Annotated in this window: 11 protein-coding genes and 2 pseudogenes; 5 read left to right on the top strand and 8 right to left on the bottom strand. The window is 61.8% G+C overall.

From position 1 onward, the window contains the following. Positions 1-12: 12 nt before the first annotated feature. The 5 genes and pseudogenes from ABFP37_RS10560 to ABFP37_RS10540 form a co-directional block, all read left to right on the top strand. Positions 13-156 (top strand): annotated as a pseudogene (locus tag ABFP37_RS10560) (alkaline phosphatase D family protein); the annotation flags it as partial. Between the two features lie 73 nt (positions 157-229). Continuing rightward, a pseudogene (locus tag ABFP37_RS10555) lies at positions 230-496 on the top strand (alkaline phosphatase D family protein); the annotation flags it as partial. Then, the gene (locus ABFP37_RS10550; RefSeq protein ID WP_347033580.1) at positions 494-1,288 is read left to right on the top strand and encodes an HNH endonuclease; all 795 of its coding nucleotides are present in this window, start codon (positions 494-496) and stop codon (positions 1,286-1,288) included. The pseudogene ABFP37_RS10555 and the gene ABFP37_RS10550, both read left to right, overlap by 3 nt. 1,124 nt (positions 1,289-2,412) lie before the next feature. Beyond that, positions 2,413-2,898 (top strand): DUF559 domain-containing protein, encoded by a 486-nt coding sequence (locus ABFP37_RS10545; RefSeq protein ID WP_347033543.1) that lies wholly within the window; start codon positions 2,413-2,415, stop codon positions 2,896-2,898. A 52-nt stretch (positions 2,899-2,950) separates the two neighbouring features. Further along, positions 2,951-3,151: an alkaline phosphatase D family protein gene (locus ABFP37_RS10540; protein ID WP_347033579.1), complete on the top strand. Its 201-nt coding sequence runs from the start codon at positions 2,951-2,953 to the stop codon at positions 3,149-3,151. A gap of 135 nt (positions 3,152-3,286) precedes the next feature. On the opposite strand, the gene ABFP37_RS10535 is transcribed toward ABFP37_RS10540, so the two are convergent. From ABFP37_RS10535 to ABFP37_RS10500, 8 genes are all read right to left on the bottom strand, one after another. Next, positions 3,287-3,412, bottom strand: a complete 126-nt coding sequence (locus ABFP37_RS10535; protein WP_347033542.1) for a hypothetical protein — start codon at positions 3,410-3,412, stop codon at positions 3,287-3,289. Further along, on the bottom strand, positions 3,409-5,826 hold the full coding sequence (locus ABFP37_RS10530) for a DUF4268 domain-containing protein (protein ID WP_347033541.1): 2,418 nt from the start codon (positions 5,824-5,826) through the stop codon (positions 3,409-3,411). The genes ABFP37_RS10535 and ABFP37_RS10530 overlap by 4 nt, the downstream gene beginning before the upstream one ends. Positions 5,827-6,050: 224 nt before the next feature. Further along, complete coding sequence (brxL, locus tag ABFP37_RS10525) at positions 6,051-8,108, bottom strand: protease Lon-related BREX system protein BrxL (protein WP_347033540.1); 2,058 nt, start codon at positions 8,106-8,108, stop codon at positions 6,051-6,053. Next, complete coding sequence (gene pglZ / locus ABFP37_RS10520) at positions 8,105-10,444, bottom strand: BREX-1 system phosphatase PglZ type B (protein ID WP_347033539.1); 2,340 nt, start codon at positions 10,442-10,444, stop codon at positions 8,105-8,107. The genes brxL and pglZ overlap by 4 nt, the downstream gene beginning before the upstream one ends. Further along, positions 10,441-13,653, bottom strand: a complete 3,213-nt coding sequence (locus ABFP37_RS10515; protein ID WP_347033538.1) for an N-6 DNA methylase — start codon at positions 13,651-13,653, stop codon at positions 10,441-10,443. Before ABFP37_RS10515 ends, pglZ begins: the two co-directional genes overlap by 4 nt. Then, positions 13,653-17,102: a BREX system P-loop protein BrxC gene (brxC, locus tag ABFP37_RS10510; protein ID WP_347033537.1), complete on the bottom strand. Its 3,450-nt coding sequence runs from the start codon at positions 17,100-17,102 to the stop codon at positions 13,653-13,655. The genes ABFP37_RS10515 and brxC overlap by 1 nt, the downstream gene beginning before the upstream one ends. Continuing rightward, complete coding sequence (locus ABFP37_RS10505; protein ID WP_347033536.1) at positions 17,099-17,656, bottom strand: BREX protein BrxB domain-containing protein; 558 nt, start codon at positions 17,654-17,656, stop codon at positions 17,099-17,101. The genes brxC and ABFP37_RS10505 overlap by 4 nt, the downstream gene beginning before the upstream one ends. After that, complete coding sequence (locus ABFP37_RS10500) at positions 17,653-18,411, bottom strand: hypothetical protein (protein ID WP_347033534.1); 759 nt, start codon at positions 18,409-18,411, stop codon at positions 17,653-17,655. The genes ABFP37_RS10505 and ABFP37_RS10500 overlap by 4 nt, the downstream gene beginning before the upstream one ends. Positions 18,412-18,472: the final 61 nt, after the last annotated feature.

Here is an 18,472-nt window from a genome sequence, read left to right as displayed (position 1 = left end):
TGAGACCCCGGTATCTGGATTTGTCCCAACGCCGACCTACAGGCCCCGCACGCGATCGCACCGTGGCTGGTGGTCTGGGATGACCACAAAGTGGACAACAACTCGGCGGACGAGATCCCGGAAAAGAACGTCACCGAACGCCTCGCCAACGACCGCACCATAACCGCGCTGCTGAACGGCTTCCAGAACTTGTCCCAGCGCTGGGACATCCGGGCCAGCAGGTCTCCGCCACATCACCCAGGGCTGGGTGGACGCAAACGTCCGCAACGTCCTGGTCGCCGGCGACGTGCAACGCAACTGGGCCAACGACGTCAAGGTGGACTACAGGGACCCCGCCTCCCCCGTGGTCGGCTCCGAACTGGTCTGGACATCCATCACCTCCACCGGCAACGGCACCGGCACCACGGTGGATCCGGTGATGCCCTGGAACCCGCACCTGAAGTTCTACAACGACAACCGCTGCTACGTGAACACGCGCCTCACCAAGGACGCGATGACAGCTGACTTCAGGGTCCTGGACTACGTCACGACGCCGGGATCCCCCGTCAGCACGAAGGCCTCCTTCGCGATCCAGGACGGCGTGCCGGGTCGCCAAGTAGAACCTGTCGACACCCTCGAAACCCCATCCGAGTTCGCTCGGCTGTGGGTTCCGTCGATGTTTGAGCGGTACGCTCCTCTGAAGCTGAAGAACGATGGGGGAAGCATCATGGTGGAACTGAAACGCATTTATTGGGGTCGGCAGGCGCTGCGATTGACATACTCAGCCGTGCTGGTGTGGCTAAGCATCTCGGTGATCCAGGCGCTCCTGCCAAAGCCGAAAGCGGTGTCCGTGTCAGGGACCGGGATCTCCGCCGCAACCGAGGTCCTGCGCGGGATGTTGGACAGCGTTCTGGCCGCGGTCGCCCTGCCCGGCGCGTTTCTTGTCGTCCTGCTCATCGTTGCCGCCATCCTCCACAGCCAAGACGTCCGACGCCGGGACCCGATAAGGCGCTTCACCCGCCAGCAGCGCCGCGAGGGCATGGCCCGCGCCGCTGGCCTGTGTGAGATGGAGGCAGCGTTCCGGCGCCGTTGCTCGCGGGCTGCCGAACACGGCGACCATTTCTATCCGTGGTCCAAGGGCGGATCCACCAGCCTGCAGAACTTCGTCGCCGCCTGCGCAAGGTGCAATCGGAGAAAGGGCGCCAGGATACCTTCGCCAGGCCGACAGGAACGGATTCAACGACGACGGCGGGACTACGTTCTCGCCGACGGTCCCGTTAGCGTCGGCGAACGGCAGCCGCTCCCCTGAACGACTGCCGCCTCAAAGCCTAGGCTCATATGGGTTGTATGAAAACGGGAGTGGAAACCGTTAGGCTCGGGCCTGTGCACGACCAACCCCTTCCGAGACCTGAATTCCCCGGCACCGACTCCTCCGATGACCAGTCCGGACATCCACTGTGGGCCGATGACTCAGCGGTTGAGACGCCGCCCACCGGCCGACCGAAGCGAAAACTGCCGGTTCGTGACGAGGGCATCAGGTCGCTCGCACATCTATATCCCGTGGTGGCTGCACAATGGGATGAAGCCAAGAATTCATTCCCTCCATCTCACGTGCGACCGGGGAGCAACCGCCAAGTCTGGTGGCTATGCGACAACGGACATTCGTGGCGTACGGCGCCATTCGTGCGAACGAAAGGTCACGGCTGCGCCGCCTGCAGGGGCATGAAAGCGAGCGGCCTCGACAATCTTGCTCTAGCTAGGCCGGACCTTCTCCCGACCTGGCACTACCAACGCAACAAGTCCGAACTCGGTATTGGGCCGGCAGACGTGTTGCCGCAGTCCAACAAGAACGTGTGGTGGACCTGCCCAAAAGACAGGCGCCACGAATACGCCGCTTCTCCTGCCTCGCGCTTCCGCGGCCGTGGGTGTCCCTTTTGCGCCGGGAAACAGGTCAACGAATCCAACAGCGTGGCTGGAACGCGACCCGTTCTGGCCGCCGAATGGGATCCAGCAAACACCAAACGGCCCGATGAGGTGTCCAGCGGCAGCGACTACAAAGCTGCGTGGATCTGCAGAAATGACGAGTCGCATAGGTGGACAGCCGCCGTGAGCTCCAGACCTGCTAACGGAGCCGGATGCCCGCTCTGCGATGGAAAACGGCCAACAGACAGCAACCTTCTGGACCCCAACCGACCCAAGCTAGCTATGCAGTGGCACCCCACAAGGAACGAACCGTTGACGCCTGCAATGGTGACGGTTGGTAGCAGTCGCCGAGTTTGGTGGGTATGCCCTAAAGACTCCACCCACGTTTGGGCAACGACTGTACGTGCCCGTGCGCTGGACGATGACGGCTGCAAATGGTGCGCACCCGTCATACGATCCAGGTTTGACATCGCCCTGGCATGCGAGTTTGCGGCAGTCTTTCCTCTGGATGTGGATCCCGTCAAACAGGAACGTCTGGACTTAGGCCACAACAGACCGCACAGCGTCGACATCCTGATCAAGACTTTGCGGATTGCCGTCGAATTCGACGGCTCGTACTCACACCATGGCAAAGCCCACGAAACGCGTGACAAGCGAAAAACAGAAAGGCTAATCGATGCCGGCTATAGGGTCGTTCGCATCCGGGAAGAGCCGTTGCCGCTGCTGGATCCTGAACATGATGTCTCAGTCGAACGAACCCGCGTTCCAGATGCAAAGGCCATTACGAACAAGGTCTTGCGCCACTTGGTGAATCTGGGCTGGGTAGGCCCTGAGGCCACAGGCTCTTACCTCAACTCGCCCGACGCGTGGGCAGCCGAGCTCGCGGACCACATCTACCGATCCTTGCCTTCGTTTGAAAAGTTCGTTCCATTGAGTGCCAAGGCCGCCCGTAATCGAAGGGCTTCCGAGCAAGCAGGGTCCGACAGGTTGTTCTAAGGATGAGTTGCGGCTGGATGGCTTCAAGAACTCCACCCAGCGCTGAAACGTCCTGGGCCAGCAGGTCTTCTTCGCCGAGACGGACCGGAACGCCGCGCCGGAGATCGACGACGTCTCCATGGACGGGTGGGACGGCTACGCCGCCTCGCGCCGCCGCATCACCCAGGGCTGGGTGGACGCGAACGTCCGCAACGCCGTGGTCCTCACCGGCGACGTGCACCGCAACTGGGCCAACGGCCCCAAGGTGGACTAACTTCACCTGCCTCAACTATTGTCGGCTCGGATCTGGTCCGCAAACAACGTCCCCGCCGCGCCTACAACTGAGCAAGGGTGGCTTCTAGAACAGGCACTGGCTGAGTGGGACATATCGGGCGCCCGATATACCTTCTCACACGAGGGGAAGTCGTCCGAGGTACTTCGACAAAACCCGCGCGAACGTGGCTCCCGTTGTCACGAGCCACTCCACGAGTTCCTGTGACTGAGTCTCGTCCAGGAAGTCGCCGGGACGGCTCATGACGCCTTGCGGTCAGGTTTGTCGTCCCGCTGGAGAGCGAACCCGAAATCGGCTTCGATGGCGTCGCGCTGGGCCAGCAACTCCGCATAGAGGTCCTTGTCGTGGTCGATCCAGAAGATCGTGGCGACGAGCTTCTTTTGGGAGTTCACTTGAAGCAAGATCTGCCCATGGGGATCTCCGATCCTCACCTCATACCAGTTCTGTGGGGAGGGCTTGCGCCAAGCGCCGATGTTCGTGGCGTTCGCAAGGCCGTAGTCACGTACCCGTTCGAAGAACGCAAGCTGGGCATCCTTCACTGACACCTCCTTTCCGGATCTGGCAACAGGCTTAATCTTCGTGCGGCGTGCGGCGACGGCATCCGCGTCGACGTCGAGGCCGGCGGCTTCCGCGAGCTCTTCTGCGCCGATGAACTGCTCAGGATCAGCGTGTCCTTCTGCATCGAACGTGAGCCCTTCCTCCGCAAGCACCAGGCGCGGATCGTCGTCGCGACCAGGTTCAGTCCACCGGAAACCGGGCGAGATCGTTCCGCCGCTCTGAAGGACTCGCCAAGCGTTAGCCATTGGGAAGTTCGCCACAATCGCAGCCAGCGGCTGGGCCCAAGTGCCGGCAACGATCGCGACGTCGCCGTAAGTAGTCCAGCGCCCTGCTGGAATCTCGGCGACGATTGCGGCAACTTGGCTGCGCAGGCCTGATGGCTCATCGCCCACAGCGATGATGCTTTCGTCTGGGCCTGGCCAAAGCTCAATAATCTTCTCGGCTAGCTCAGCGCTACGTGCGCTGATCTCGTCGACCCCCCATCTGGCGTGCGCAGCGATTGCCTGGTTCATCGACACCCCACTCTTCGCGAGCAACTCGCGCTTCTCATCGAAAGGCTTGTTGCTGAGCTCGCTGTTGTACCCGCTGAGAGTGAGGTTGCCGAGAATGTGCACGACACGCTCGTGTTCGTAGTTGATGTCGGCGTCCGCGCTGAAACCCTGCGCAAACGCGTCGCGCACGGAATCAATCATCGTTTGGGGTAAGACGTGTTCGATAGTCAGGTGCTTTGGGTCCAGGTCGACGATCTCCTTCGGCCGGTAGGCCTCTTCAAGCCACTGCAGAATGAGCTTTTTCTGCGCCCCACGACCCTGCCAGTAAAAGGCAATCGTCTGAGCGGCCTCCCGAACCTGCTGGTCAGTTGCGAAGTACTTGCGGCCACGGGACAGGTATTCGCGCAGCGCGACGTCGATGAAATCCGCGTCACTGATCGCAGCTACAGCCTGGAGAAGTGTTCGGTTCAGGTTAGCGGTGGCGCGCCCGATGACCACACGCCGCACGAAGTAGGACTCCAGGTACGTCAGCGCTCGCACGACCTCATCGTTAGCAGCCGTACCGGCAGCGCGGCGGGCAAGGATCTGCATCACCACGGGATATGCAGTTGTTGAGCCCCAGTCCTTAATCCTGGTGAGGCGACGGCGTATCTCAGCGTGTTTCTCCTCCGCAGGTTTAAGAATTGTCGCGAGCACGTCGCCCAGCTCGGCGATACGGACTATCTCAGCCTCTACCTCGTCGATGGTCTTGAGCTTCTCAAGCCGATGTTGCTGTCCGACGTATGTATTCGACTGCTTCGCCCGTTCATCGCGCTGAGCGAGATCGAGCCAGAACAACAGTTCGAGGTTCGCTGAGTCGAGCTTCCTCTCCAGAGGAAGCCAAATATTGTCGTAGACCATCTCTGCGCGATCACCGAGCCGCATGAACAAATAGTTCTTGAGCAGGTCACTCTGCGTCAGCCTAAGGCCGGTGTTATTCAAAGACTCAAAGATGCGGTGGGCGTTGTCGGACGGTTCAGCTGTGACGACGACGAGCGCCAGACCGCGCACGACGGCGGCTTCGAGCAGCTCAAGATCGTGTGGGTCATCAGGGTCATCTGCCGCCGCGATCTTCGAGCGGAAGAATCGGTACGCGTCCCCAACGGCATCCTCCCCGCCAGCCTGAGGCGCACGGTTGAGCACCGCCATGTAGGCGGGCCGATCTGCCTGAGTCGGCACGATCTTGAGTGGCTTTCCGGTGTCGAACACGTTGATTAGGTACTGCGCGTCGATGCCACTCGCCTTATCCTTATCCCCGGTCTCGAATAAGTGATCGCGGAGTGCAGCCAGAAGGAGGGTCAGTGTGGTCAGGCGCTGCTGGCCGTCGACGACAAGGAACTTGTTGACGCCGATGGCGCCGAAGTCAGGACTGCTTGCCAGCACGAGGGAGCCGATGAAGTGTGAGGCCTTCGGATCGTCGCAAAGAGTGCGTTCCAGCTCCACGACGTCCGACCACAGCTGGTCAAGCTGCTTCTTGCCCCACGAGTACACGCGTTGGTAGAGCGGAACTTGGTACTGCTTCTTGCCCTCCAGAACACCCGCCAGAGTCCCATTCTCCGCTCGAACCACACGCGCCTCCCTGGGTCTTAGTAGTAATGGAACGACACTACAGGGAGAGGTCGTCGTGTGCCTCAGCTGCCGCCGCGGACCCCCGCCGGAGAGCCCCCGGGCCGGTTCCCCGAGTTCTTCTTACCTTTTGCGACACGAGCTGCTGCCGGAGGATCTGCCGTTGGGACGACTCTTCCCCGCGGCCTCAGGTAGCTGCCGGTGTGAGAACACCCAACATGTCTGCGTCACTCGTCTAGTGCTTTCACGAGCGCGTCTTGAGCGTCGCTATAAAACAAGAACGAAACTTTAGTTGCAACCTCGTCGCTGACGTCAAGGAGTTGCCGACGAGCCGATACGGGAAGCAGGAGCGCCGACGCGCCCTTCTCCATTGCATGCTCGGCGAGAGCGGCCGCGTTGAGCACAGTCTCGACGCCACCGCCCAGCGAGAGATTACCGACCGTGATCAGGCCGCCACGAACGGATCGCTGAAGCATGGAGGACGTGAGTGCAAGAAGGATCGGCAAGCCAAGCCCTGCTCCCGATTTCGCCGCGTCAAGTGCCCGGACCTGCGCTGTGAGGTTGTGTTCGCGGGGATTGCGTTCGCCGACGAGAGTGCGTGCTTGGGCAATGAGGTTTTGCTCCGCGACTTTGAAGCTTTCGCGGAGTGGAGCTGGGGCTGCCTGGTTGAGCAACCCGGATGCCCCCGCACCTGGAGTGTCCGCCGCCTCAATGCGGTAGAGGCCTGGGCCGATCCCTCCGCCGTCCTCGGCGATGGCCCACACTTGACCTGGCGGGAGTGGGTCCAAGCCGATCGAGTCAGGGCTTGCGAGCTCCGGGGTTGATACGAACTGTTCAACGCCTTCGCCGATCCGGTAGCCGAACTGGGTGTTGCGGAATTCTGCCGTACCGATGCGTCGTTGCTGTTCCTTGACACGACGCCGACATTCGAGCGCGATGCGGACTGCCCACTCCAGGTCCTCATCGGGGATCTGCGCTTCGGCATCCGGATAGACCAGCTTCAGTAGACCGTCGACCGTCTTATTGACCGCAGACAGGTCCCGCCCAGAGAGGGCATCGGAATAGTTAACCCGTCCTTGGACGGATGCCAGCCGCGATTGGTCGCGGAGGCGGGACCAGCACTCGGAGAGGAAGTCGCTCACTAGACCGAAGTGGTGAGTGAAGTACGAAGGGTTGAGTTTCGGGACGTCCCACCCCGGTAGATACGCGTGGATTCGATCCATGAACGCCGTGTCATCGCGCATCTCAGGCGGAAGGGGCGAGAGTAGATGACCGATCCTCTGCTGGTGAGCGACATCCACTTCGAAGTTTCCGACAAGAACGATGGACCCATCAGCTCGGATCGACTCTCGGCCACGGGAGAACTCACCCGACTCCATATAGCCCTTCATGATGTTGACGCCGTCCTTCTGGTCAAAGGAGACGCCTGAGACCTCGTCAAAGCAGACGACGTCGTACTGGGCCACCAGCCCGCGTTGGCCGGTCGCATTGTTGACGAACATTCGGGCGACGGTCGCTTTGCCACCACTGATGAGATGGGCGTACGGCGAGACTTGCTGGAACAGGTGTGACTTGCCGGTACCGCGAGGTCCCAGCTCAACCATGTTGAAGTTGCGCTGGACGAACGGGACCATCCGTAGCAAGAGAACGTCTTGCTCGCGGTCCGTAAGTTTCTCCGGCTCGAACCCCACAGACCGGAGCAGGAGGTGCTTCCACTGCTCAGTCGTGAAGCGTGAGCGGCCTTCAGCCAAGCGAGCCAGTGAATCGCGGGTCGAGAGTTGGATCGGACGAAGCGACCCGATGGCGAAGGGCTTTCCGTTGTTCTCATCGGCTATGACGGCGTCGTAGTAGAGGTCCACTTCGGCGTAGAAGCCACCGGTGAGCATGCGTTCGTTGTCACGGACTACGGCGTCGTCGATGCGGACGTCCTTGAGACCGAGACTCGGCAGCTCGGCGAGGTATGCATTCGCCTTGGCGTCCAGCCGTGCCTTGACCAGGTCGATGAGCTTGATCGTCATGCGTTCGCGAGCACGGGACTTGAAAAGCTCCTCCTCCCCGGCCCGTACGGTGCGGTCGGCGAGCAGCCGGCGCACGATCTGCAACCCCTCTTCGATCTCTTCGGGGTCGGTGGTGGCGCAATAGCGACCGATGAGGAACTCACCGACGTAGGTCGGTACCGGGTAGGCGCCTTTGAACTGCTGAGCGAGGTCCTTACGGACCACATACCCCTCAAAGACCGACGCCGCCAGCTCGTCGATCGGGTCGAGGATGATCGCTTCGGTCATTCGGCACCTCCTACCGTTGTTTGGTGCTGTGCGATAACCGCACCGTCTGGCCCGATCAGCACAGCGTATGCCGTAGTGCCATCAGCCGCCTGGTCCTCGTCGACGAGCAGCTTGATCTCTCCCGGCTCGGATGGCGGCTTCGGGCCACCGACTGTGCTGCTTGGGTCCCCGGGGGACAGCCGAACCTCTGCCACGACATCTGCCTGCGCGGGCTCAAAATCAATGCGACAGCGCTGCCCCGTCCAACGGATTCCCTCGATATGTGCGGGCCCCGTTGCACCCTCTCGGGCAGAAACTTCGATGACCGGGATGACGCACTCTTGCGGGCTCAGGCCGCCGTGCTCGTAGTAGGTTCCAGCCTCGAAGGCAGCGGCTCCAGGCGCGCTGATCATGTCGACTGACGCATCCCAGGTCCACGGGATGATCGGGAAGTTAGGCCGCGCCGCCCCGGCCTTCAGCCGAGCGACTCGCGGCTTGCGGGCGGCGTCGCCTTCTGTGACCGCGAGGGGCAACGTCACCTTCAGCGCAGGACCCGCTGGCAGGACGAAGCCGTGGTCGGTCACGACGACGACGTGTCGCCAGCCTGCCGCGAGAAGACCTCGGATTCGTTCTGCAACGAGATCGAGCTGCTGATCGACCATGTCGGACAGCGCATGCCCGTGGTCGTGGCCGAGCGCATCGATGGTGTTGGTCTGGGTCCAACCAATGCCGTTGACCTGTCCAGTCTCAGAGGACTTCCAGTCGAGATACTGGACTCCCGCGTCGGACAGGGCTGCCCGGAAAACCTGCCCCTTCACCGAGCGCCCTTGGGCATCGGCCGCATCGAACGCTTGGCCGGCCCCGAATGTGGCTGTCACGGGCGCAACGGCCGGCTGGCCCGTCGGGGTAACGGTGGGGAACGCTGCAAGACGCGGGGAGATGGCGGTGTCTAGGGATGCGAGCCGCTTCGCAAGCCGTTGTGCGAGGTCGAATCGGAGGGCGTCAACGAAGACGACACAAGTGCCTGCTTGGACATCGAGGCCAACCTGGCCCTTGTATCCGGAAGTCGCCGCAGCCTGGAAGGTGCGAGCAACTTGTTCTACCCAGGGGTCGTAAATGAGTTGGAGCGCCTTGCGCACAGCGCCACGGTCTGCTGCGGTCGGCGAGGTGGCGATGGCGCGGAGCGCCAGGTCATCGGCCTTGTAGCCGTCAGCCGCGTACCAAGTCATGAGGGAGGGCACATCAGTCCCCGTTGCGCCCGCGGCAGTCAGATCTACAAGCTCGGCTAACAAGCCCGTCGCCCGCGCTAACGGGGCTTGCCCGAGCTCGCTCCAGATGCTCTCCTCGCGGCGGAGGTGGACGGTAGCCAACTCCCGCACCGATGCGCGCACCTGATCGGGGTTGTTACTAACGGCCAGGGCGGCGAGAGACTTGCGGAGGCCATCCTCTTGCTCAACGTTCCACGAAGGCCAAGAGTCTGGATGCGGATCGGTGCTGCCGAAGAGATCACCTTGGGGACGAGCCTGATCGAGTGTGGCAGGAATGTTGGGGTAACGACGAGGGTTGTCCGAAAACCGAGCCCACGCGTCACCCCAAGCGCCTTCCCGGGTCCCGAGACGTGCGGCAGCAATGAGGGCACCATCCTTGGCTGGATCAAAGTTGTACGTCGTGCGACACACCGCGACGAAGGCGTTCCAACGAGCTCCCTGAAGTGCGGTGCGAGTGCTGTCGGGATTGTCCAACCACTCCAGCAAGGTGCGGACGCTGTCGGACATGACGAGTGAGTGCAGCCGTGCGGCATCAAGGCGACCCATGCGGCGTAGCTCGTCGACGTCCTCTGCGAGCAGACGGTCGAGCACGCTCTCAAGCGCCGACCTCGTCTTTACATCCCCCGCGAGATCCAGGCCAACTCCGCTCTTCGAGCCCAGGAAGGACTGTGGCGTCCATGGGGTCTGCCCATGCGCGGACGGCCACCAGTTGGAGCGGAGTGCAACTTCAACAAGGGACGACACCGCCGGGTCGGGGCTGGTGACGTCCGAAAGTGAACTTCGACCGAGACCCGGCAGGTAGATCACCCACGGGTTCTTGTCGCTGTGCTCGGCTAGATGTGCTGGGAGGTCCACCGACTCCGAGGTTGCTAAGACCGCGCGAACCCATATCGCGGGCCCCTGGGCTTTCGCGGTGTCATAATCGCCCAGTACGAGGATCGGGACGGCCTCTTGGAGAAGGCCGATCACCGGCTCCCACGCACGATCCGGATCAGGCCAGAACACGGCTGCGGGGGGTGCACCCGAGTCCGCGTTGTATTTCGCTGCGTCGCGCAGAGCGTGCGCAACAACGGCTCGCACCACGGTCACAGTTGCGCTCCTGCCAGCCGTCGTGCCTCACGGCGCTCCTCAAGAGTCGGGTGAAGATCGTTCATACGCTCGGACCCGTCAGCGTTGGTGCCCTTGTCCTTGTTCCAATGCAAATTAACCTTGGAACGCAGTACTCTGGCCGTGACGAATGGCCGGATATTGAGGCGCACACCGTCGTTTAGGTCAGGGTGCCAGCCGATCGGCTGCTCATGCAGATTTTTCCATCGCACGTAGACGTCATGTATCGGAGCGCCCTCGAGGATCAATTTGAGGCGCCGTTGGAGGTCCTCGGCGGCGGTAAGGCGCGTGTCCGCACCCGCCCGCCCCGCTTCGGCCTCGTGCCTCTGCCGCTCGATCCACGCCCCTAGGACTCCGAAGGTAAGCTTCTCTAGTGTTGGATGGTCGAGGCGGTGATAGTTCACGATCGCGGAGAATCCGTCTTTACGGCCGTCCCAGACGTGCCACAGGAACGGGCGGTTATTGAAGACCTTGACGTGCTGGGCGAAGAAGGCATCCCGTAGCCAGTCCTCCAATCGACCGTTCTTGCCGCCGGCTTCCGTGACCAGCGCGCGTTCACGGGTGCTTGACCACTCATCCCTGTAAACGACTGCGAGTAGCGCCCGCAGTCGACTAGCGAGGTCGGGCTCGCCCGCAAGTGATTGCAGCGCGGCGATGCCGTCGCTGTCGGCGAAATCATCGAGGTGGTCCGGTTCCTGGTCCGGCCAGCGGAAACCAAGCAGACGGGCTACCGCGACCTGCAACGGCATGTCCGAGGTTTCGACTTGCCCCTTAAAGAGCCACTGGGTGAGGTCCTGTGACGCTGTTGGTGGCAGTGGGCCCGCCTCGATAGCGATGTTCTCCCAGCGCTCCAAGTCAAACGGAACTTTCGGCAAGCTGGAAACTGTGGCGATGACTTTCTGGTTGATTGCCCGAACGGAACGTGCGTACTCAGGCGACTGCATGAAGTGCCATATCGCCGGCAGATGACCCACATCTTTGGGAATGAGTACGGCAGCCCCGTCGAGAAACAACTCGCCAAAATAGATTGTTGTGGGAAAGGTTCCTGCCCGAGATGCACAGATTCCTTGGCCTCCCCATGCTCCACGGCCCCGGATCCAAGAACCTTGGCGTCCATCCCCGAGTCGTTCCGTGATGAAGTCATAAAGTTCGCCTGTGCCGTCTTGCCATTTCAGGTACTCAGAACGCCCACTGTAAGGGGAGCTGACTGACACTGTTCCGACTATCCTCTCCCACCCGGGTTCTTGGCGGGCGAATTCCCAGAACTTCCGTGCAAATCGGTTGTTGTCTCCTGTGGAGATGCCGAGATGGGCAGTGCAGTAATCACTCAAATAGTGCTTTGCTTGCGCTGAACGGAAAGTGATTGCAGAGTTCGGGTTGTTCTGCTGGGTCGCTCCCGTTGTGATGAAAGGGGGTTCTGTCCGGAGTGCATTCCCACGCTCGTCCGGTCGGTGCTCCGAGACATCAAGCATGTACATCGCGTCGCTCGGTCGGCCTGGCACGTGGATTGAGAGAATTGGTTTGACGACCTCGCCATTAAGTTCGGCGAAAGAGTTGGGCCCCAACTGAGCCATTACTGGAATTTCATGACCCCGGAGTGCCTTCATACGGAAGGTAATATACGGCTTCAGATACAGCCAGTTGTTCGGAGACACGAATGCCATCGCTCCGCCAGGGCCCAAGCGACTCTTGAATGCCGCAATGAACGTCGTTGCCAGTTCGGCGGCAGCATCCGGCCAACCCGCCTTGCAGTGCCCGAGGAGAATTGGGGACATCTTCTGGTCATTGAGGAACGGCGGGTTCGTCGCCACCAGCGTATACGTTCGGGACAGTAACCCGGCGGCGTGCACGACGTCGTCGGCCGCATGCCCCAACACTGTCTCGTGGCGCTGTTCAGCCCGCAATATCTGACCGAGAGCGGTCCTAACCGACTCCCAGCCAGCGCCCACGTTCAGATCGCGTCCGAATAGGGCGTCACCAGCGTCTGACGACTTGGGGGCAATGAGCGACCCGAGGGTGTCAGCGTTCCGGAAAAGGGAGTGAAGCCCCACGAGCACTCTTCGGAGCTCATCGTTATCACCGGCGTGGGCTTCCCACTCGCCTCGTGTTCCACGAACTGGCACACCCGAACAGGTGATCTGTGGCGCGGGGAGGTCGCGGTACCCGCCTTGTTTCCAGGCTTCGAGTGCGATGTTGAACGTGGCCAGCTGAGTGCAGCGGGGGTCTAATTCCAGTCCGTAGAGGTTGTCTCGTAGCACCGCGTCCTGTGCCTCGACCGGCGAGAGCCCTTCTTCCTCAGCCCTCATACGCCAAAGCATGCCGAACATGGCGACTAGGAAATGTCCTGATCCGCAGCAGGGGTCCAGAACGGTGACCTCGGCGGCGGTCTTTGGCCATTCGGCGAATGTTCCGGCGGCGGGTGTGCCATCGTCAAGGCGGCGGAGGTACTCCCATGAGTCGACCAGCGGGGAATTGGGGTGCCGGTCCGCCCACCACGCGCCGAGGGAATTCTCCAACAGGAAGCGGACCATGTAGTTCTCGGTGAATAACTGTGTCACTGGTGAAAGGTCGGCTCCGCCGATCTTGACTCCCGACTCGTTGACGCGCTTCTTTTCCGCCGTCTGCCAGAATTGGTAGACCCAGCCAAGGGCGTCCTCGGTGACGAGTACCTCTCTGGGAAGGCTGAGGAGGATCCGTTCAAGTTGAACTCGGTGCTCGGTAGCGATTCGAACCTGAACTGCAGGATCATCTAGTCGGAAGACACCTGGAAGGATCTCGGACGCGAAGCGAGCGGCGACTGACCAGCCGTCCGGCTCACCGAGGTCGTCCGCGAGGTCCGCGCAATCTTCTAACGTGAGGGACGTATCGCGAAACTCGGGGTGACGCAGGAGGCCATTGGCTTCGAGGAAGCGTGCGAATAAGAGGCGATGCCACTGCTCGTAAGCAACCTCGCGGACCAAGTTGGTCAGAGGTGCACCCGTTCGCACAGTGTCGTCTCCGAGTTGTCGTGCTTTCTCGCGCAGGGCGAGCCGCAAGACGTTGTCACCGCCGCTAAGGTAGGACGGGCGGGTCGGCTCAGCGACAGCAAGAGCGTGCAGCGCATCTGCGGCCGCCTTCTCCGCTGCCGTACGGGCACGTTGAATGGTTGTGTCAAGGTGGCGACGCTGGTCAGCGTTGAGAACGTGTCCCATCAGCCCTTCACCATCACTGTGTTGTGGGCGGCGAGTGCCATAGTGAGGCGTACGCGAAGGTCGGTGAGGTATGCGTCGATCTCGTCTGCGTTGCTTAGGCTGGCTGCAGGAACAGTGACGATGCCGGCCTTGGGTGCGCTCAGTCGGACTGCGGCCTCAAGCGCCTTAGAGGCTCGCGCGGGCACTGCGTCGAGAACAGCGTCCCAGGACGAGAGCGGACGGTGCTGAACCGCTTTCAGTACAGCCTGAGCGTCGCTGAGCTCTGGCTTCGCCTCAGGTGCAAGGCTGTACTCGGCGAGGAGTTGCTCCTGCTTTTCCGGATGGAGTGCAGACCAAGCCTGCTGGTGCAGTAAGCCGTCAACCGCGAACTGGCGGGCCTTTTCCAAGGACTCCGCGGCCTGGTGGACCGCGTCACGCACAGCACCGGCGAGATCGGTCACTATGGGACTGATCTGGTCGGTGTCCGCGAGCAGCTCCCGAGTGCTCTCGAAGGCCTGGAGCCGCGCGCGCGCCTCGGCTGCACTGTGGAGGCCTCCAGCGGCTTCCGAGAGAGCTCGGGCAGTTCTCAGAGCCTCAAGCCTAGGTGCGCGACGCCGCTCCAGCGTCCGCAATCGCTCGGCGAAGTCCGCCAGTTCGTCTTTTACTGTGAGGAGCGCGTGTACGCGGTCGTTGCCGGATGCGCTTCGCACTGCCTCGATGCCAGTAGGAAGAGCGATGTCAGGCAACGGGGCTGCCCCAGCGAGGGTGGTGGCCCGCTCGGCGAGTTTGCTCACCGCTTGCTCGGCCGCCAGAACCAACGTTTCGTTGTCAGCCTGCACCTCGAGTCTGTTCAGGAGGCTCCGAGCCGCGATCTTTTCCGCCGCCTTGAGGACTGTCGACTCTCGCCTGAGATGCACTGTACCGAGTCTGGTTTGGGACAAGACTTGGTGCCTGGTCGCGTCGGAGCCGTTGATGGTGGCTCTGATCAGTCCGTTGTCGAGCAGTACCCCGATCGCTGCCATGAGGGCCTCGCGCGGCCAACCGAAGGGTGCAAACAAGACAGCCTTCTCGACATCGCTGGCGGGAGTGCCGGCGCCCCCGATCCTGCTGAGGACTTCCTTCACGACCGGATGCTGCTCGGGATCGGCGTCGTAGCCGACGGTCTTGAGCGCATCTGCGCCCGAACCCTTCTTAATTCGGTCGAGCACCTGCGGCCAACGCGAGTCGTCCGCGACATCGAACTTGTCGAAGAGCCGCGTCGCTGCCGACAGGGCACCGTTCTCAATGCGGTCACGAAGAGCGATGCCCGCAGGGGCAGACCCACCGCCAAGCATGACGCCAGCCTTGCTGAGGATGTCTCGGACGTAATCTCGGGCCTGCGCTTGGGAACGGGCGAGGCGGGACTCCATCGCACGCCGAGCCTGCTTGCCCTCGTCGTCCTGCGGGAAGCCCTGTTGGTCGAGCGTTCGCTGTGCAGCCATCTGGTTACGCAAGGCCGTGGCGAAGGCCGCAGTCTGGGCCCTGGGCAGATGAACGAGCACGATCGGAGAGCTGGAGCCGAGGCCACGGGCGAGATCTTCAAACTGCTTGGCAGTGATTCCGTCGTCCCACTCCGAGCGCAACCAGACAGGAATGTTGCCGGTGGCGGGAGGCTGGGAGGGGTCAGTGTGGAGGGTGATCTTTCTTGCCTCCTTAGCCCGGCCCTGACGGATCGAGGCGGGAAGGGCCTTCTCGACTTCCAAACGCAGCATAGAGTCACGCTCCGTGCTGATTTCGCTATCGGTCAGTTGAGCCGAATGACGTCGGAACGCCTCGTCCCAGGTTCTGCCAGCCGCCGTCTGGAGTCGGTACTCGTTGCCGTCTCGCTGGAGAATTCCCTCCTCCGTGAGTGCGTCAAGTGAGGCGGGAATATCTTGGCGGAGGCGTGCGCCATCATTTGCGAGGTCCTCTACAAGGAGGTCCACGAGATGGTCTGCCGTTGCCCGAACACCGATGTCAACAGACTTTGACGTCGGAAGCAAGCTGATGAGGTGGACCAGGCCGAGGATGCGTCCTCGAAGCGGGTCCTTTTGTCCCTGCTCATGAATCAGGCGCTGGGTCTCCTTCAGGAGCAGGCCAGCACCGTTGAGATCTTCATGCTTCGCTGAATAGAGGTAATCCGCCCCGACCACCGTACCGACGGGCTTCAGTGCAACCAGACGATTTGCGTCATGCACGATCCGAAGCTGGGACCTGAGCTGCCCAGCCCGGCCCGCATCAGCCTGGCGAAGAACGCTCTCCCAAAAACGACGGCGGCTGGGAAGGAGCGGATAATCCTCAGACAGATCCTTGTTGTCCTGTGCCGTGTGCTGAATCTTGCTGCCGACGAGCTGCCGAGAGATTGGGCCTGCGGCGTCGGCCAGAGCCTTGTCGAGCCCCGGTCGCTCGGCAGGCTCCTTGTTGAGCAGCACACGCCGAACAACTGCATCAACGTCCTGGTTTTTGAGGACAACCTTGACGGTGAAACGGTCCTGGATCTTCTGCAGCGTGGCGTCAGCGGTGAGCTCTTGCTGACCGGTCGCGACGAATAGCACCCGTCCATCGAGCTCGCGCGAGACAGACTCGACAAGGTTCTGCACCTCCATCGCTCGACCGCCGTCGCCGCTGATGTACTGCTGGACCTCGTCGAGCACGATCAGAGTCGGCGGGATAACGCCGCCACCAACGTGCTGGAGAACCTTCCGAAGTAGGGCGATCGTCTCGTTAGTAGACAGTGAGCGCGCATCCGGTGGGAATTGACTGCGCAGGGCCTTTCGCACGTCCGCGCCGGTTGTAGCGAAACCGGGGTCGACAGCGAGGATGGCGTCGGCAAGTCGGGCGCTGAGGTTGTACTCGCTCAGTTCCTCGACGAAGTCCCCGCCATTGGCTTCGACGTGTGCTCGAACTGAATCGAGATCGCCTTTGCCGGCAAGCCAGAGAGCTACCTGTGCGGGTTGGACGCGAGTCGGCAGGCCGGCAGCACCAAGGACGATGGACACGAACACCGAGTTGAGGGTGTCACCGCTCCGATCCAGCGCGCCCGCCGCAGACCAGGGTGCAATCCCGTCGCGCTTGCCGATGGTCGTAAGTTCGAGGAGTTGGTCCTTGAACCCTTGAGGAAGATTCGCCAGGCCTCGAGCTGAGGCTCCGGTCGGAAAGGCGGTGTCGGCCCACAGATGCTGGAGCACTCGGACGAGGTGCGATTTGCCGCTGCCGTAGAAGCCCGAGACCCATACCGCTGGCTGGGTCGTGCTTCCGCGGTGACGGATGTAGGAGTCGAGGATGCGCTCAAGGCCGCGCTCATACTCGCCTTCACAGACAAAGCTTGTGAGCTCGTACTCAAGAACCTTCCACTGATTAGCCCCGTCAGGCCGGTCCACGTTGGTGACCCCGTCATTCGGGATCTCGAAGTCGAGCGGGCGGCGAGTGAAAAGCTCGTTGTTGATGGTCATGTGATGGCTTTCTGGGGGTCAATGACGCGGGCGCGATAGTTAAATCCGTCGCGGGCGTCGAGCAAACGGAACGAATGTGTGCTGGGGTCGTGGAGACCTGGGAACAGGACAAGGAGTCGCCCGTTCACTTCCTCATCGATCGCCTTGATGACGCTCGACGCTCGGAGGAACGGAAAGATCGACCCAATCCCCACGAGAATGACGACGTCGTTCGTTGAGGCTGCCGTGAGTCGCTCGCGAACCTCGGAGACGAGATCGGACTCGAACTGGTCAATGATGGCGGCCGTGAGATCGCTGGGTTCCTCGAAGAACGCTTCGGCGTAGCGATGCCGGGCGAGCCAACGGCCGAGGTTGTCAGTTATGTCTATCTGGTGCCAACCATGGCCGGCTTCGCCAGTCGCCAATTCCAGTCGGGGCAGGGCTGCACGCACCGAACGCTCTAGATCCGGCGGGTAGACGAGCATCCAGACACGTTCGCCTCCGGACAGGCCAGCCCGCCACGGGAGGGTTAACTCTGCGGCATACGCATCAAGGAGGTCAGAGACGCGGCTCATCCGCGAGTCCCGTCGAAGAGTGGGAAGCTGAGGTCGACCACGTTCCCAGCGACCAGGAGATCGATCAAACCCTGCTTGTGGGCCGTCTGCAGAGCACTTAGCCCGGTTCCAGGTGGAAGGTCGAGCAACGCCGCCCAAGGCGTTTCGAGGACGCTCACACCACGATTGCCTGAAAGGTAACCAAGGAAGGCCGCGAACGCGACGGCCGCCGGAAACGACTCGACCGTCTGCCTGACCTTTTTCGTCCTCCCGACGAGATGGCCGGTCTGCGTCCAGCAAGCGCCCGTGTTGCGCCCTGTCTTGCCAAGGGTTTCCCCAGAAAGTTCCGCCTCGTAGACAGCAGTCACAGCCTTCGTTAGGTCGCTGGAGGTGACGATAGAGCCGACGGGCGCTTGTTGGATCGCTGGAAATGAGGCGCGCAAGATGCCATCGCGCGTGAATGCTAGGATTCCTGCGAGCAGCGGGCGGGCCTCTGGATCGACGTCCCAAAGGCGACGCATCGCCGCGAAGTCAGGTCGTTCGGGATCCAAAAAATAGAGTTCACGCAGGTGGCGGAACGAGCGTTGGCGGCCGGTATGGGTCGGGCGCCCGAGCACATTCTCGTCGACGACTGCTTCGCGATAACGCTCATGGGGCGCGTCCGCCGGAACGACCCGCAGGAGTTCGATCAGATGCGGGATGCCGATCGTATGGCTGGCCGTCGTACGCAGTGACCCCAGGGCAAAGTTACCCTCGTGAGCATCGGAAAGGGTCATGCGTCAGTGAACTCCCGTGTTCTATAGGTGCTGCGTGGAGCCCTCGCCCCACCAACGCGAT

It is taken from the genome of Burkholderia sp. RS01 (genome assembly GCF_039748055.1).
GTDB lineage: Bacteria > Actinomycetota > Actinomycetes > Actinomycetales > Micrococcaceae > Arthrobacter.
Note: the sequence above shows the minus strand (reverse complement) of the source record. Positions and strands in the feature narration are given on the sequence as shown.

Excerpts from the sequence above, each read along its gene's own strand:
- ABFP37_RS10550 (WP_347033580.1), top strand. The coding sequence starts at position 494 with ATGACAGCTGACTTCAGGGTCCTGGACTACGTCACGACGCCGGGATCC.
- ABFP37_RS10535 (WP_347033542.1), bottom strand. The coding sequence starts at position 3,412 with ATGAGCCGTCCCGGCGACTTCCTGGACGAGACTCAGTCACAGGAACTC.
- brxL (WP_347033540.1), bottom strand. The coding sequence starts at position 8,108 with ATGACCGAAGCGATCATCCTCGACCCGATCGACGAGCTGGCGGCGTCG.
- ABFP37_RS10515 (WP_347033538.1), bottom strand. The coding sequence starts at position 13,653 with ATGGGACACGTTCTCAACGCTGACCAGCGTCGCCACCTTGACACAACC.
- brxC (WP_347033537.1), bottom strand. The coding sequence starts at position 17,102 with ATGACCATCAACAACGAGCTTTTCACTCGCCGCCCGCTCGACTTCGAG.
- ABFP37_RS10505 (WP_347033536.1), bottom strand. The coding sequence starts at position 17,656 with ATGAGCCGCGTCTCTGACCTCCTTGATGCGTATGCCGCAGAGTTAACC.
- ABFP37_RS10500 (WP_347033534.1), bottom strand. The coding sequence starts at position 18,411 with ATGACCCTTTCCGATGCTCACGAGGGTAACTTTGCCCTGGGGTCACTG.